The following is a 15,436-nucleotide window of genomic DNA, read 5'->3' as shown; positions in this document are numbered from 1 at the left end:
AGAACCAACTATGAACAACGTAGCAATAGTAGAAAACTTGAAAATGCAGTATGAAAACAAAACGGCAGTAGATGGGATTTCGTTCGAATTGAGAGAGGGGGAAGTGCTTGGCTTACTAGGTCCAAATGGTGCAGGAAAAAGCACAACCATTCATATTTTATCAGGAGTATTGTCGGCCAGTTCCGGAAACGTTTCGATATTGGGCCATAGTGTGAAAAAAGGGTCAAAGGAAATGAAGAAAGGCATCGGGATTGTGCCTCAAGATATCGCGATTTATGAGGAGATTTCAGCTGAGAAAAATGTTCGTTTTTTTGCCAGTCTTTATTCTCTTAAAGGAGAAGAACTGAAAGCCCGAGTCAAAGAGGCTTTGGAGCTCGTACAGCTATATGAACGGAAAGATGACAAGCCAAAGACGTTTTCAGGCGGGATGAAAAGAAGATTAAACATTGCGTGCGCCATTGCCCATCAGCCGAAACTGATTATCATGGATGAGCCCACGGTAGGAATCGATCCGCAATCCCGGCATCACATTTTGGAATCGATAAAAGAGCTGAAAACAAAAGGCGCAAGCATCATTTACTCTACACATTATATGGAAGAAGTCGAGGCGATTTCAGATCGTATTATGATCATGAATGAAGGAAGAATTATTGCCAATGGAACAAAAGAAGAGCTGTACAGAGAAGTCAATAAAGAAATAACATACGCTTTTCAACTGGCGCATGTTCAGCGATTAAATAAAAACTCGATTAGAGAAATCATAGGAGTGACAGGAGTTGATTTCTCTGACCATCAACTAAATGTTACCGTTCAAAAGAACCAAGATCACCTGAGTGAAATCATATTAGAATTGAGTGCCCAAGGCTGCAGCATCCTAAACATGAACAAAAAAGAGGCATCGTTAGAAACGGTATTTTTAGAGCTGACGGGAAGAAATTTAAGAGATTAGGAGAGCAAAATGAGTTTGTTAAAATTGATAACATTTGATTTTATGAATATTTTAAGGAATCCGGTTCTTGTAATAGCCAATACGGCCTTTCCTTTCGTTCTCATTCTGGTCATGGGCTTTGTTACGAAAAGCAGCTTTGGAGCAGGCGGGGTAAGTTCTTATGATTATTACGGAGTGAATATGATGATTTTCACTGCAGCTCTGATTGCTATGACGACCTCTAATACGTTTATGGAGGAAAAGGTGAAGAAAGCGAACCTTCGTATTGTGTATGCGCCGGTTTCGACAACTAGTATTTATCTTTCTAAATTACTATCAACCTTTATATTCAGTGTCATTATGTACAGCATGAATGTGTTGATAGCCCAAACGATTTTTCATTTGAACTTTGGAGGACAATATCTTACGTATTTCATGCTTTTATTGTATGTATTTTTATTTTTCGGTTGCTGTTTAGGCACAATGTTCTGCAGTTTGTTCAAGAATGAAGAACAGGCGAATGGGATTATGCAAATTCCGATAGCTTTTTTTGTTTTCTTTGGTGGCGTATTTTTCGGAATTCATAGATTTGGAGATACCGTCAATCAGATATCGATTCTTTCTCCGATTAAATGGGTAACAGAATGTTCATTTCGTCTCATTTATGATCATGATTTCAGTATGCTGCAGCCTGTTATGTCAGGACTAATATTGGCTTCAATCATTTGTATTGCCGTTTCTCATGTTGTATTTAAGCCGGAGGGATATATATGCTGAGTTTATTCCAAAACAGGTGGGAGCGAATCCTGACCAAAAAAGACATTATTATCATTGCATTAATCATTATCCCTCTGATGATTGGCGTTGCGATTATGTTTTCCGGGAAGCCGGTTTTCAAAGAAACAATCGCTTTTGTTACAGAACTGGACGAAGTTCATCATTTGCCGAGTGATTCTGCATTTAGAGTGGTAACGGTAGATCAGAAGCCGAAGTTTTCTGATCTGATGTTAGGGAAATATGCAGCCATTGTAGAAAAAAATCAACTTGATTACAAAGTAACCACGTTGAAAAGTAAAGCGGATCAAAAAATGATTCAGCAATTTTTTGAGACTGGAGAAATGCCAGGCAGCTACCGGGGAGAGGATGAATTAAGGACTGAACGGGGAACGGGAACGAATATATTAGGCTTTATCATGATGCTTGTATTGATGCAAGGTGTGGCATTAGCTGCGTTATATCCAGAAGACCGGATGCTCAAAACCTTCAAAAGGATTTTAGTGTCTCCCGTGCATGTGGGGAAATATTTGTTGGTTCAGTTTATCTTTACTTTTTTATGTTTATACATACCCACTTACTTGGCCATCCTAATTACAAATGTACTCTTTCATGCTGAAATTGGTTTCCGTTTAAATATTCTTGCTGGGTTACTGGGTGTTCTTACAGTGCTTGCAACAGCATTCGCTATCTTTATGGCTTCTGTGATGGATCGAAACATCAGTTTGATGACGAGTGGTATCAGTGTGATCACGTGTGTATTGTCAGGCTGTTTTATTTCTTTTGCTCCACATCATCCAATATTAAATGCCCTTTGTGCGATACTGCCACAAAAAGCGTATATGACTTTCATTCACGGGGTAGAAATGGGGAATTCAATGTGGGAATACAAAACTCAGGTTATTTATATTTTGATGTGGTCGGCTGCGTTTTGTTTCCTTGGGGATTTTATCACAAGAAGAAGAACCAATAAAGGGATTTATGAATAGGGGAAAAAAGTTATTAGCATTGTTTTAAGAGATGAAAATCTTGTAGGGATTGATCAAGAATCAAAACGTCATAGCTGATGCAGGTCATGAATCGGACATTTTAAAGGAAAAGGGATGTTGCACAGACCAAGAGAATGCCGTCATTCTCTTGGTTTTACAATAGAATACACATTTGTATCATATGGAGTACCATTTTGATACATGTACTGTCTTAAAACACCTTCTTTTTGAAACCCCATTTTTAGAAGCAGACGATTTGATGCATCATTAGCAGTAAATACAACTGCGCCAATACGCGACAGTCCAAGGGCAGAAAATCCGTAAGATACGACCTTTGAAATGACTTCTGATGCAAAACCGTTTCGCCAATGCTCCGGGATGATTTCATAACCGATTTCCGCGCGCCTATGCTTTTGGGCCAGAGCGTGAAAGCCTATTGTTCCGATCAGTTCTTTAGTGTCCCGTCTTTCAATTCCCCACCGTATACCGCGTTTTTCTTGATAGAGGGCAGCAAACGTTTGAATCATTGAAATGGCCTGTTCTATAGATTCCATGTTTTCAAGCCCATAATAGCGTGTCACCTCATCGTTTGAGAAACAAGCAAAAATGCCTTCCGCGTCCTGATCTGTGATTTGCCTAAGTATAAGCCGATCCGTTTCTAATATAGGAAACATTCAACCACTCCCCACGTTTGTGTTTTTGTTTATCATATCCCTTTTATTTCCTCTTTTCTATAGCGAAATCAACCAATGCAGCAAAGGAACGAATTTGTGTTTCTAGTTGCTCTTTGTTTTTGCTGAATTGTTTCAAACGATGGCCGTTCGCGCCTGATGGATGGGGAAAGCCGTTAAGGCAAATCAAATTCTGGAGGCTGTGCTGTCTGATCAATGTTTCACACACTGTTTCGGCCGCTTTTCCTAACGGAATGAGAAGTGCTGGTCCCGTCACATGATTAAGCTCCGCAGGGAAGTGCCCAAAAGCATAGGTGCTTAGGGTAGGAGAATGAGTGATAGCCGGTTTGTATCCGGTATAGTTTTTTTGCTGGATAAAGACAGGATATTTAATAACGGAAGTTGTATGGAGCATATGCCGTAATTCTCCAAAAAGCTTTGCGGCGCTTTGAATGCCAAAAGCTTGCGACAGCCCGCATAAATCCAGCATGGTGATAAGGTTATGTCTCATCGACCCGGAGAAACCCGCTGCTATTTTTGTATCTACCGCCATTTGCTCAAGAGTGCGGCCTTGCCGCAGACTTTCGACTGCTGTTTCGTACGCTGTTTTCATCTGGGAAAAACCCGGCGTGATCCCGGCAATCACAATCGTAGCAGTCCGATTGATATATTCATTATGAGGTGAATAGTAGATGTCAAGTTCATTTTCTTGATGGAGATGAAATGGAGAAATAAATAAATCCGACTTTGTAAGTGAAGAGGGAAGAGAATGTAGTTTTTCTGCGAACTCCTTTAAGCAACTGTGGTTTACAATCATGCGAAAGCCTCCTCAAAAAATGATATCCCATTGTCCATTCTGATCGAAACAACGGGATATCATTCATCATGACCTGCTATTTAAATGACCAGCCTGCCACACCTCTTTAACAGCTTTAGGAACTTTTTTCACTTCAGCTGCGGTCTGCTGAAACATGTATTTTTTTATTTGGACATCCTGCTGAATCTTCTTTTGTTTTTGCGTCAGCAGCTCTGTTTCTGTTTTTAATCCTTCGATTTGTTTTTGCATAGCCTGCGTAACAGAGGAAAGCTCCTTTAGTGCAGGGTCCATTTTTTTCTTGTTTTGAATCACGTTAACTCCTAAGAAGATAATAGAAACTGCTAATACTGCAAGACTGATATAAACTATAATCATATGTTCACTCCTTTTCTTATGTCATTACCCTGTATCCGTTTTTTTAATCAGAAGAAATGATATTTACACAGTTCGTTTGATTTGCGTATTGGATGTATTGTACTTATAATGTGATATCGTACATATGTAAACAAAGAAAGGGTGCTTCAATTGCAAAATTTACAACATAAAACTGCACTAATCACAGGCGGAGGCAGAGGAATTGGCCGCGCTACTGCTTTGGCGCTTGCCAAAGAAGGCGTGAATATCGGGTTAATTGGCCGGACTTCCGCTAATGTAGAAAAAGTGGCTGAAGAAGTCAAAGCGCTTGGTGTAAAAGCTGCATTTGCTGCTGCAGATGTAAAAGATGCCGATCAGGTTAACCAAGCTGTAGCTCAAGTGAAGGAACAGCTCGGTGATATCGATATTCTCATTAATAATGCCGGCATCAGCAAATTTGGCGGTTTCTTAGATCTGTCAGCCGATGAGTGGGAAAATATTATTCAAGTCAACCTAATGGGTGTGTACCATGTCACGCGCGCGGTGCTTCCGGAAATGATCGAACGCAAAGCCGGAGACATCATTAATATTTCGTCTACAGCGGGTCAAAGAGGAGCTGCTGTAACAAGTGCTTACAGCGCTTCTAAATTTGCCGTTCTCGGGTTAACAGAGTCTCTTATGCAAGAAGTGAGAAAACATAATATCAGAGTCAGCGCGTTAACGCCGAGCACTGTCGCTAGTGATATGTCTATCGAATTGAACTTAACAGACGGTAATCCTGAAAAAGTTATGCAGCCTGAGGATCTTGCTGAGTACATGGTGGCACAATTGAAATTAGATCCTCGTATTTTCATCAAAACAGCGGGATTATGGTCAACAAATCCTTAAAAATGAAAACCTGTCTTTCGACAGGTTTTTTTATTTGAATGAAATCAGTACCGGTAAAATGAGATATGTAAACCCTGGCAATCGTTTAAATTGAAGATAGCAGTAAATGCAGGCTATAATAGAACTAAGAAAACTATGTACCAAATGTTCAGTTGAAATTTATTTTTTCCGCTACACCTATAATCAGTAAACATGAAATGACTGGACTATCAGTCTTTAATATAAAGAAGGAAAACAATAAAAGAAAATTGAATATTTAGTACATAGTGTTGTCAGTGACAGAAGAAGGAGTGCATATGATGAAAGAAGAAAAAAGGAGTTCAACAGGCTTTTTAGTGAAACAGCGCGCATTTTTGAAGCTTTATATGATAACGATGACAGAGCAAGAGAGACTCTATGGGTTAAAGCTGCTTGAAGTACTTCGGTCTGAATTTAAAGAGATTGGTTTTAAACCAAATCATACAGAAGTATACCGGTCTTTGCATGAGCTTCTTGATGACGGGATATTAAAACAAATTAAAGTAAAAAAAGAAGGGGCTAAGCTCCAGGAAGTCGTCCTCTATCAATTTAAAGATTACGAAGCTGCCAAGCTATATAAAAAACAGCTGAAGATAGAGCTGGATCGCTGTAAAAAACTGATTGAAAAAGCTCTCTCAGATAATTTTTAATAGAAACAAACACCCGGCGCAGCAGTGTGAACCGGGTGTTTTCTGCTTTTCATTATACATATTTGTCGAAAAGAAACAATACAAATCAATGATGACCTTCAAACTTGACATCATTTCCTCACGTGGTAACATTTTAAACGTGTGAAAATGCGAACAAAAAAGCGAACAAAGGAGATGTTACCGATCTTTGATCAAAAGAAAGTTGCCTTTATAGGAGCAGGATCTATGGCGGAAGGAATGATATCAGGTATCGTTCGTGCCAACAAAATCCCGAAACAAAACATCTGCGTTACAAACCGCAGCAATACAGAGCGATTAACTGAACTTGAACTTCAATATGGCATTAAAGGCGCCTTGCCGAACCAACTATGTATTGAAGACATGGATGTGCTCATTTTGGCAATGAAGCCAAAAGACGCCGAAAACGCTCTGTCATCACTAAAATCACGTATTCAACCCCATCAATTAATATTGTCGGTCCTTGCCGGCATAACCACCTCTTTTATTGAACAATCATTGCTTAATGAACAGCCGGTTGTCAGAGTGATGCCCAACACTTCCAGTATGATTGGCGCTTCTGCAACAGCTATTGCCCTTGGCAAATATGTGTCGGAAGACCTGAAGAAGCTGGCCGAAGCATTGCTCGGATGCATGGGCGAAGTCTATACAATCCAAGAAAATCAAATGGATATATTCACCGGAATTGCAGGCAGCGGACCCGCGTATTTTTATTATTTAATGGAATTCATTGAAAAGACAGGCGAGGAAGCGGGCCTCGATAAACAGTTATCTCGAAGCATCGGCGCACAGACACTTTTAGGTGCCGCAAAAATGCTCATGGAAACAGGAGAACATCCTGAGATCTTAAGAGATAATATCACGTCACCGAACGGAACGACAGCAGCGGGGCTGCAAGCCTTGAAAAAGAGCGGCGGCGGAGAAGCGATTTCTCAAGCAATAAAGCATGCGGCTAAGCGTTCAAAGGAAATCAGCGAAGATATCGAAAAAACTGCAGCGCCGCTATCAGGAGTGATAAAGTGACGCCTGATACAAGCATGAAAAGAGTCGTTGTGAAGATTGGCAGCAGTTCATTAACAAGCCTTCATGGAGAAATCAGCATTCGAAAATTAGAAGCGCTGGTCGACCAGATCGTCAAACTCAAAGACGCCGGTTATGAAGTAATTTTGGTTTCCTCAGGCGCAGTGGCGGCGGGATATCGGAAGCTCGGATTTATCCAAAGGCCCGAGAAGCTTCCAGAAAAACAAGCATCAGCTTCAATCGGCCAGGGATTGCTGATGGAGGCTTATTCAAAGCTGTTCTTGGCACACGGCTATGTCGCATCCCAAATTTTAATTACGAGAAGCGATTTTTCTGATGAATATCGATACAACAATGTCAGGAATACAATGAATGTACTGCTCGAGCGCGGCATCATCCCGATCATAAACGAAAATGATACAGTTACCGTCAATCGGCTCAAGTTTGGCGACAATGATACACTCGCGGCAAAAGTCGCAGGATTGATTGATGCAGATATGCTTGTGATTTTATCAGATATAGACGGATTATATGACGGCAATCCGCGCACAAATCCAGAAGCGAAAAGGATACAGCGGGTGAGTGAAATAACACCTGACATCGAAGCATTCGCAGGTGACACTGGAAGCATCGTTGGCACCGGCGGCATGCGCTCTAAGCTTGATGCGTTTAAAATCGTAATGGCGTCTGGCATTAAAGGTTTCCTTGGTCAGGCAGATGCTGGCGATATTTTATATCACGCCGTTCATGAACAGGCGGAAGGCACCTATTTTGAAGCAGAAGGAACGCTTCCGTTGAATCAAAAGGAGAAATGGATCGCTTTTAATTCCGGTCCGGAAGGTGAAATGTTTTTATCAGATGACTGTTCACGAAAAATAACAAACGGCCAATCGAGTTTATACCTGGACGGTGTACAGAAGATTAAAGGGAAATTCAAAAGCGGTTCAGTTGTTCGGCTGATGGATTCAAAAGGGACGGAAATCGGCCTTGGAATCGTCAATTACTCTTCTGTACAGCTTCAAGAACCGGAAAAGAAAAAGGAACTGACAAACAGAGCTCTAATTGATCAAGAAGCCTTTGTTTGCCATGTGGATTTTTCTTTACCTGTAAATTAATTTGCAGAAAAAAACCCGAAGCTTCTATATAGAAGCTCGGGTTCATTTTTTTATTGATACTGCTCCAGCTTAGAGAAAAATTGAATGACAAACTCATAAAAATCATTCGCGGAAGGCGCAAGCTCTCTATTTTTCGGTTTAATGATTCCGACAGTCCGTTTTACTTGAGGGAACTCAATTGGAATTTTCACAGTAAAACGAGGTGTTGTTTCAGCAAAAGTACTTTCAGGCAGAAGGGTAACGCCCATTCCTGCGGACACTAACCCTTTGATAGCATCCAAATCCTCACCCTCCGTGGAAACGAGAGGAGCAAAGCCTGCTTGTTTGCAAGTATCGATTGCCATCTCTCTAAGTACAAATCCTTCCGGGAACAATACAAATTGGTCGTTGCGCAAATCGATTAAATGAACCGTTTTTTGTTTAGCAAGCGGATGATTTAATGGAACAAGCGCGTAAATTTTTTCAGTAAATAATATTTTTCCCGTTATGTCAGAGAAATTCGTCGGCACCGGTCCTAATAAGGCCAGATCAATATCGCGGTTTCTGACAGCTTCAATCAGAAACTTATAGGAGCCTTGGCGCAGCAAAAATTCGACGTGCGGATATTCTTCTTTAAACGCTGAAATGACAGTCGGCAAAAGCTGGCTGGCGAGGCTTGTAGGAAAGCCGATCTTTACCGTTCCGCGATGCGGGTCAAGATACTCATCAATTTGCTCTTTCGCATAATCAATGGCTTTCATCGCCGTTTTCACATGAATCAAAAATTCTTTTCCGATTGGCGTGAGTTTGATATTTCTCCCTTCACGCTCAAATAAGGTCACATTTAATTCTTCTTCAAGATTGGCAATTTGTCTGCTGATTGCTGATTGGGCCACATGCAAATGATCAGCGGCTTCTGAAACGTGTTCTCTTTCAGCCACCTCCATGAAATAACGCAGTTGGCGCAGCTCCATGTTTGTCTCACATCCATCTATCTCATTTTGAGATTCTTTTGATCTAAATTATATATTGTTTATATCGTTTTGAAAACCTACAATGATTATAGAGTTGTTAGATTTTATGACCGGTATTATCGGAAATTGATCGGGGGAGAGGAATTATGACGTACAATCAAATGCCAAAAGCTCAAGGTCTCTACCGTCCTGAATTTGAACATGATGCATGCGGAATCGGCCTATATGCACACTTAAAGGGCAAGCAGACTCACGACATTGTCAAACAAGGACTTAAGATGCTTTGCCAGCTAGACCATAGAGGAGGGCAAGGCAGTGATCCGGATACAGGAGACGGAGCCGGCTTACTGGTTCAAATCCCTGATGCTTTCTTTAGAAAAGAGTGCAAAGACATCAATCTGCCAGAAAAAGAACGTTACGGGGTAGGAATGGTCTTTTTCTCACAGAAAGAAGATGAAAGAAAAAAAATTGAAAAGCAAATCAATGCACTGATTGAACAAGAAGGCCAAGTCGTTCTTGGATGGAGAACTGTACCTGTAAATGTCGGAAAAATCGGAACAGTGGCGCAAAAAAGCTGTCCGTTTGTCCGTCAGGTATTTATCGGCGCAAATTCTGATCTAAAGGAAAATTTATCTTTTGAACGAAAATTGTATGTCATTCGTAAACAGGCTGAAAATTGGGGAGTAACGGAAGGTCTTGATTTTTATTTTGCCAGTCTTTCAAGCCAGACCATTGTTTACAAAGGCCTTTTAACACCTGAACAGGTTGATGCATTTTATTCTGATCTGCAAGACGAAGCATTCGTTTCTGCTTTTGCGCTTGTTCATTCACGCTTCAGTACCAATACATTCCCTACATGGGAAAGAGCGCATCCTAACCGCTATTTGGTTCACAACGGTGAAATTAACACCCTTCGCGGAAATATCAACTGGATGAGAGCACGTGAGCAGCAATTTGTTTCTGAAAGCTTCGGTGAGGACTTAAACAAGATTTTGCCGATTCTCAATGCTGATGGCAGTGACTCTTCCATTTTGGATAACGCATTTGAGTTTTTTGTGATGGCTGGACGCAAACCGGCACATACGGCAATGATGCTCATTCCAGAGCCTTGGACGGAAAATACGCATATGTCCAAGGAAAAAAGGGCGTTTTACGAGTACCATAGCTCCCTGATGGAGCCTTGGGACGGACCGACAGCCATTTCATTTACTGACGGTAAACAAATCGGGGCAATCCTTGACCGGAATGGTCTCCGTCCAGCCCGTTATTATGTCACAAAAGATGATTATATTATTTTCTCATCTGAAGTAGGCGTTATTGAAGTTGAACAGGAGAACGTTTTATATAAAAACCGCCTTGAGCCTGGGAAAATGCTTTTAATCGACCTGGAAGAAGGCCGTATTATCTCCGATGAGGAAGTCAAAACACAAATTGCAACTGAGTATCCGTACCAAAAATGGCTTGAAGAAGAGCTTGTACAAGTAAATCCTGATCCGGAGTCAAGAGAAGAAGAACAATTTAGTGATCTTCTTACTCGCCAGAAGGCATTCGGATACACATATGAGGATATCCAAAAATATCTAATTCCCGTTATTAAAGAAGGCAAAGATCCCCTTGGTTCAATGGGGAATGACGCGCCGCTTGCTGTACTTTCTGACCGAGCGCAATCACTGTTTAACTACTTTAAACAGCTGTTTGCACAAGTAACGAACCCGCCAATCGACGCGATTCGTGAGCAGCTTGTCACTTCAACGATGACTTGGCTCGGTGCGGAAGGCGATCTTCTTCATCCAAGTGAACGAAATGTTCGCCGGATTAAACTGTATACACCTGTTTTATCCAATGAACAGTTTTACGCATTGAAAACGATTGTTCATCCTGATTTAAAAAGCCAAAAAATTGATGTGCTGTTTTCAGAGGATCTTGAACGCGGATTAAAGGACATGTTCACACAAGCAGAGAAAGCCATCAGCCAAGGCGTAAGTTTGTTAATTTTATCAGACAAAAAGATGAACGAACGACTGACACCAATTCCGCCGCTTCTGGCAGTAAGCGCGCTGCACCAGCACTTAATCCGCAAAGGGCTGCGTACGAAGGTCAGCATTATTGTGGAATCGGGAGAAGCACGTGAAGTGCATCACTTTGCAGCGTTAATCGGTTATGGCGCAGATGCGATTAACCCTTATCTCGCTTATGCGACCTACAAGCAGGAAATTGATGAAGGCCGTTTGGATATCAGCTATGAAGAAGCGGTCAGCAAATATGGAAAAAGCATTACTGAGGGCGTCGTAAAAGTGATGTCCAAGATGGGAATTTCAACTGTGCAAAGCTACAGAGGCGCCCAAATCTTTGAAGCGGTAGGAATCAGCCGCGATGTGATCGACCGCTATTTCACAGGTACTGCATCACAGCTAGGCGGCATCGATTTACAAACAATTGCAGAAGAGGCACAGCGCCGCCACCGGGAAGCGTATCAGGATGATTACAGCAAAACGCTTGAACCGGGAAGTGACTTCCAATGGAGAAATGGCGGAGAGCATCATGCCTTTAATCCGAAAACGATTCATACTTTGCAATGGGCGTGCCGCAGAAATGATTACAATCTGTTTAAACAGTATACAAAAGCGGCTGATGAAGAACGCATCGGATTTTTGCGGAACTTGTTCGCATTTGACGGAAACCGCAAGCCTTTGAAGTTGGAGGAGGTTGAATCCGCTGAATCGATTGTCAAACGTTTTAAAACGGGTGCGATGTCATTCGGGTCCTTGAGTAAGGAAGCGCACGAAGCTTTAGCAATCGCAATGAACCGTCTTGGAGGAAAAAGCAACAGCGGTGAAGGCGGAGAAGATCCCAAACGCTTTGTTCCAGATGAGAACGGCGATGATAGAAGAAGTGCGATCAAACAAATTGCATCCGGACGGTTTGGTGTCAAAAGCCATTACCTCGTCAATGCTGATGAGCTGCAGATTAAAATGGCTCAAGGTGCTAAGCCGGGTGAAGGCGGTCAGCTTCCTGGCAACAAGGTATATCCATGGGTTGCCGATGTCCGCGGGTCAACGCCAGGTGTCGGATTAATCTCACCTCCGCCACACCATGACATTTATTCGATTGAGGATTTAGCCCAGCTGATCCACGATTTGAAAAATGCCAACCGTGACGCAAGAATCAGCGTAAAGCTGGTGTCAAAAGCAGGTGTAGGAACAATCGCTGCAGGTGTTGCCAAAGCGACTGCAGATGTCATTGTGATCAGCGGCTATGACGGAGGTACAGGCGCTTCTCCGAAAACCAGTATTAAACATACAGGGCTTCCGTGGGAGCTTGGCCTTGCAGAAGCACATCAAACACTAATGCTGAACGGACTTCGTGACCGTGTTGTATTAGAAACAGACGGAAAGCTCATGACGGGCCGCGACGTTGTGATGGCTGCCTTGCTCGGCGCCGAAGAATTTGGTTTCGCAACGGCTCCGTTAGTTGTACTCGGCTGTGTCATGATGCGTGCCTGCCATTTGGATACATGCCCTGTCGGTGTAGCGACACAAAACCCAGAGCTTCGCAAAAAGTTCATGGGGGATCCTGACCATATTGTGAACTATATGCTGTTCATTGCTGAAGAGGTTCGTGAGTACATGGCTGCGTTAGGCTTCAAGACATTTGATGAAATGATCGGCCGCACTGATGTACTTCATGTAAGTGAACGGGCGAAGGGGCACTGGAAAGCAAGCCAGCTTGATTTGTCTACACTTCTTTATCAGCCTGAAGGGGTGCGGACGTTCCGATCGCCGCAAAATCATAAAATTGATCAATCGCTTGATATCACAACAATTCTCCCGGCTGTACAAGAAGCCATCGAATCTGGAAAAGAAGCTGATATTTCGATTGAAATCAATAATACAAATCGTGTAGCCGGAACGATAACCGGCAGTGAAATCTCAAAGCGTTACGGAGAAGAAGGGCTTCCTGAAGATACAATCAAGCTGCACTTTACCGGATCAGCCGGCCAAAGCTTTGGAGCTTTCGTTCCTAAAGGGATGACGCTTTATTTGGACGGAGACTCAAATGATTACGTCGGAAAAGGGCTTTCTGGCGGTAAAATCATCGTCAAGTCACCAGAAGGATTCAACTCTGCTTCGGATGACAATGTCATTATCGGCAACGTGGCTTTTTACGGTGCGACAAGCGGAGAAGCATATATTAACGGACGTGCTGGTGAACGCTTTGCCGTTCGAAACAGCGGTGTGAACGTAGTTGTAGAAGGTATTGGCGACCACGGCTGTGAATACATGACTGGCGGCAGCGTTGTCGTTCTCGGTGATGTAGGCAAAAACTTTGCGGCAGGTATGTCCGGCGGAATCGCTTATGTACTGGCCGAAGATGTCAAAGCGTTTAAACGCAAATGCAACCTTGAGATGATTTTATTTGAATCATTAGAGGACGAGAAAGAAATCCAGCAAATCAAAGCAATGCTTGAAAGACATACTGCATATACAAACAGCCAAAAAGCAGAAGATTTGCTTGATCAATGGGAAGACAGTGTGAAAAAATTCGTCAAAGTCATTCCGAAAAACTATAAACAAATGCTTGCAAGCATCCAAGAGCAAAAAGCTGCAGGTTTATCAGATGAAGAAGCCATCATGTTCGCTTTTGAGGCCAACACGAAGCCAAAGCAGAATACAGCAGCATCGGGACAAAAACAAGCGGTAGTACAGTAAGGAAGGGGAGAGGAACATGGGGAAACCAACTGGATTTATGGAGATCAAACGAGAAAAACCTGCGGAGCGGGACCCTCTCACTCGCTTAAAGGATTGGAAAGAATATTCTGCTCCTTTTTCAGAAGAAGCATCGAAACGGCAGGGGGCGCGGTGCATGGATTGCGGTACACCGTTTTGCCAGATCGGTGCGGACATTAACGGATTTACATCCGGCTGTCCGATTTACAACTTAATTCCTGAATGGAATGATCTTGTCTACCGGGGCAGATGGAAGGAAGCATTGGAACGCCTGATGAAAACAAACAACTTTCCTGAATTCACAGGGCGGGTATGTCCCGCTCCTTGTGAAGGATCATGCACTTTAGCGATTTCAGACCCGGCCGTTTCAATTAAAAATATCGAGCGAACCATTATCGACAAAGGATTTGAGAACGGCTGGATTCAACCTAGAATTCCTAAAAAACGAACAGGCAAAAAAGTGGCCATCGTCGGGTCAGGCCCAGCCGGACTGGCGAGTGCTGACCAGCTGAATCAAGCGGGACATTCCGTCACTGTTTTTGAAAGAGCAGACAGAGCGGGCGGCCTTTTAACATACGGCATTCCAAACATGAAGCTTGAGAAGGGCATTGTAGAACGCCGAATTAAATTGCTGACGCAAGAGGGAATTGATTTTGTCACGAACACAGAAATCGGTGTTGACATTACAGCTGATGAGCTAAAGGAGCAATTTGATGCTGTGATCTTATGCACAGGCGCTCAAAAACAGCGGGACCTCTTAATTGAAGGACGCGACTCAAAAGGAGTCCATTACGCGATGGACTACCTCACACTTGCAACAAAAAGCTATTTAGATTCTAATTTTAAAGACAAGCAATTCATTGATGCCAAAGGGAAAGATGTCATCGTAATCGGAGGCGGAGATACAGGAGCTGACTGTGTGGCTACCGCTCTGCGTCAAAAAGCCAAAAGTGTGCACCAATTCGGCAAACACCCGAAACTTCCGCCAGCCCGCACGAATGACAATATGTGGCCTGAACAGCCACACGTCTTTACGCTTGAATATGCATACGAGGAAGCAGAAGCAAAATTCGGAAGAGATCCGAGAGAATACTCCATTCAAACGACAAAAATGGTCGCGGATAAAAACGGAAAGCTGAAAGAGCTTCATACCATCCAAATGGAAAAAGTGAAAAATGAGCATGGTAAATACGAGTTCCGCGAGCTGCCTGGAACGGAAAAAGTATGGTCTGCTCAGCTTGTCTTTATCGCTATCGGCTTTGAAGGCACAGAACAGCCGCTGTTGAAACAGTTCGGAGTTGATTCAGTAAATAACAAAATCAGTGCAGCATATGGGGATTATCAAACAAATATCGATGGTGTATTCGCCGCAGGGGATGCAAGAAGAGGCCAAAGCTTAATCGTATGGGCGATTAATGAAGGCCGTGAAGTGGCGCGTGAAGTGGATCGATATTTGATGGGGAGTTCAGTTCTTCCGTAAATAAAGGGGATTATCATATAAGAGAAACCGGTCT

13 protein-coding genes are annotated in these 15,436 nt (G+C 42.7%); 9 read left to right on the top strand and 4 right to left on the bottom strand.

Annotated elements, in window-relative coordinates:
* Positions 1–10 precede the first annotated feature (10 nt).
* Genes KXZ66_RS10755 through KXZ66_RS10745 form a run of 3 tightly spaced genes read left to right on the top strand, consistent with a single transcriptional unit; the run spans position 11 to position 2,691 of the window.
* Positions 11–949, top strand: a complete 939-nt coding sequence (locus KXZ66_RS10755) for an ABC transporter ATP-binding protein (RefSeq protein WP_041849909.1) — start codon at positions 11–13, stop codon at positions 947–949.
* 9 nt (positions 950–958) lie between these two features.
* Positions 959–1,705, top strand: a complete 747-nt coding sequence (locus KXZ66_RS10750) for an ABC transporter permease (protein ID WP_041849908.1) — start codon at positions 959–961, stop codon at positions 1,703–1,705.
* A complete protein-coding gene (locus KXZ66_RS10745; RefSeq protein ID WP_128740378.1) occupies positions 1,699–2,691 on the top strand; it encodes an ABC transporter permease in 993 nt (330 codons plus the stop codon). Before KXZ66_RS10750 ends, KXZ66_RS10745 begins: the two co-directional genes overlap by 7 nt.
* Positions 2,692–2,831: 140 nt before the next feature.
* On the opposite strand, the gene KXZ66_RS10740 is transcribed toward KXZ66_RS10745, so the two are convergent.
* From KXZ66_RS10740 to KXZ66_RS10730, 3 genes are all read right to left on the bottom strand, one after another.
* Positions 2,832–3,365 carry a GNAT family N-acetyltransferase gene (locus KXZ66_RS10740; protein ID WP_072174313.1) on the bottom strand — a complete coding sequence of 178 codons (534 nt, stop codon included), beginning with the start codon at positions 3,363–3,365 and terminating at the stop codon, positions 2,832–2,834.
* A 43-nt stretch (positions 3,366–3,408) separates the two neighbouring features.
* Entirely contained in the window at positions 3,409–4,179 is a 771-nt protein-coding gene (locus KXZ66_RS10735) for a hypothetical protein (RefSeq protein WP_072174314.1), read from the bottom strand.
* 66 nt (positions 4,180–4,245) lie between these two features.
* Positions 4,246–4,554 carry a DUF948 domain-containing protein gene (locus KXZ66_RS10730; RefSeq protein WP_038829988.1) on the bottom strand — a complete coding sequence of 103 codons (309 nt, stop codon included), beginning with the start codon at positions 4,552–4,554 and terminating at the stop codon, positions 4,246–4,248.
* Between the two features lie 150 nt (positions 4,555–4,704).
* Between KXZ66_RS10730 and KXZ66_RS10725 the strand changes: the two genes are divergently transcribed.
* From KXZ66_RS10725 to proB, 4 genes are all read left to right on the top strand, one after another.
* Positions 4,705–5,421 carry a 3-ketoacyl-ACP reductase gene (locus tag KXZ66_RS10725; protein WP_015483302.1) on the top strand — a complete coding sequence of 239 codons (717 nt, stop codon included), beginning with the start codon at positions 4,705–4,707 and terminating at the stop codon, positions 5,419–5,421.
* A gap of 299 nt (positions 5,422–5,720) precedes the next feature.
* Positions 5,721–6,089 carry a replication termination protein gene (gene rtp / locus KXZ66_RS10720; protein WP_041849904.1) on the top strand — a complete coding sequence of 123 codons (369 nt, stop codon included), beginning with the start codon at positions 5,721–5,723 and terminating at the stop codon, positions 6,087–6,089.
* 147 nt (positions 6,090–6,236) lie between these two features.
* Positions 6,237–7,130, top strand: coding sequence for a pyrroline-5-carboxylate reductase (proC, locus tag KXZ66_RS10715; RefSeq protein WP_010886524.1), 894 nt, complete (start codon positions 6,237–6,239; stop codon positions 7,128–7,130).
* The gene (proB, locus tag KXZ66_RS10710; protein WP_041849903.1) at positions 7,127–8,242 is read left to right on the top strand and encodes a glutamate 5-kinase; all 1,116 of its coding nucleotides are present in this window, start codon (positions 7,127–7,129) and stop codon (positions 8,240–8,242) included. Before proC ends, proB begins: the two co-directional genes overlap by 4 nt.
* Before the next feature lie 50 nt (positions 8,243–8,292).
* Here the strand turns inward: proB and gltC are convergent, their stop codons facing one another.
* Positions 8,293–9,195 carry a glutamate biosynthesis transcriptional regulator GltC gene (gene gltC, locus KXZ66_RS10705; RefSeq protein WP_004399246.1) on the bottom strand — a complete coding sequence of 301 codons (903 nt, stop codon included), beginning with the start codon at positions 9,193–9,195 and terminating at the stop codon, positions 8,293–8,295.
* 146 nt (positions 9,196–9,341) lie between these two features.
* Here gltC and gltB point away from each other — a divergent pair, with 146 nt between their 5' ends.
* Both gltB and gltD read left to right on the top strand, forming a co-directional pair.
* Positions 9,342–13,904: a glutamate synthase large subunit gene (gene gltB, locus KXZ66_RS10700; protein WP_219144543.1), complete on the top strand. Its 4,563-nt coding sequence runs from the start codon at positions 9,342–9,344 to the stop codon at positions 13,902–13,904.
* Positions 13,905–13,920: 16 nt separating this feature from the next.
* Positions 13,921–15,402, top strand: coding sequence for a glutamate synthase small subunit (gltD, locus tag KXZ66_RS10695; RefSeq protein ID WP_219144542.1), 1,482 nt, complete (start codon positions 13,921–13,923; stop codon positions 15,400–15,402).
* Positions 15,403–15,436 lie beyond the last annotated feature (34 nt).

It is taken from the genome of Bacillus sp. LJBS17, assembly GCF_019334685.1.
In the GTDB taxonomy this organism is placed as follows: domain Bacteria; phylum Bacillota; class Bacilli; order Bacillales; family Bacillaceae; genus Bacillus; species Bacillus subtilis.
The sequence above is the reverse complement of the archived record's forward strand: the minus strand, read 5'-3'. Positions and strand labels throughout refer to the sequence as shown.

What these genes read in the sequence shown, in the direction of transcription:
- KXZ66_RS10755 (WP_041849909.1), top strand. Translation starts at nt 11, where the DNA reads ATGAACAACGTAGCAATAGTAGAAAACTTGAAAATGCAGTATGAAAAC.
- KXZ66_RS10750 (WP_041849908.1), top strand. Translation starts at nt 959, where the DNA reads ATGAGTTTGTTAAAATTGATAACATTTGATTTTATGAATATTTTAAGG.
- KXZ66_RS10745 (WP_128740378.1), top strand. Translation starts at nt 1,699, where the DNA reads ATGCTGAGTTTATTCCAAAACAGGTGGGAGCGAATCCTGACCAAAAAA.
- KXZ66_RS10740 (WP_072174313.1), bottom strand. Translation starts at nt 3,365, where the DNA reads ATGTTTCCTATATTAGAAACGGATCGGCTTATACTTAGGCAAATCACA.
- KXZ66_RS10735 (WP_072174314.1), bottom strand. Translation starts at nt 4,179, where the DNA reads ATGATTGTAAACCACAGTTGCTTAAAGGAGTTCGCAGAAAAACTACAT.
- KXZ66_RS10730 (WP_038829988.1), bottom strand. Translation starts at nt 4,554, where the DNA reads ATGATTATAGTTTATATCAGTCTTGCAGTATTAGCAGTTTCTATTATC.
- rtp (WP_041849904.1), top strand. Translation starts at nt 5,721, where the DNA reads ATGAAAGAAGAAAAAAGGAGTTCAACAGGCTTTTTAGTGAAACAGCGC.
- proC (WP_010886524.1), top strand. Translation starts at nt 6,237, where the DNA reads ATGCGAACAAAAAAGCGAACAAAGGAGATGTTACCGATCTTTGATCAA.
- gltC (WP_004399246.1), bottom strand. Translation starts at nt 9,195, where the DNA reads ATGGAGCTGCGCCAACTGCGTTATTTCATGGAGGTGGCTGAAAGAGAA.
- gltB (WP_219144543.1), top strand. Translation starts at nt 9,342, where the DNA reads ATGACGTACAATCAAATGCCAAAAGCTCAAGGTCTCTACCGTCCTGAA.
- gltD (WP_219144542.1), top strand. Translation starts at nt 13,921, where the DNA reads ATGGGGAAACCAACTGGATTTATGGAGATCAAACGAGAAAAACCTGCG.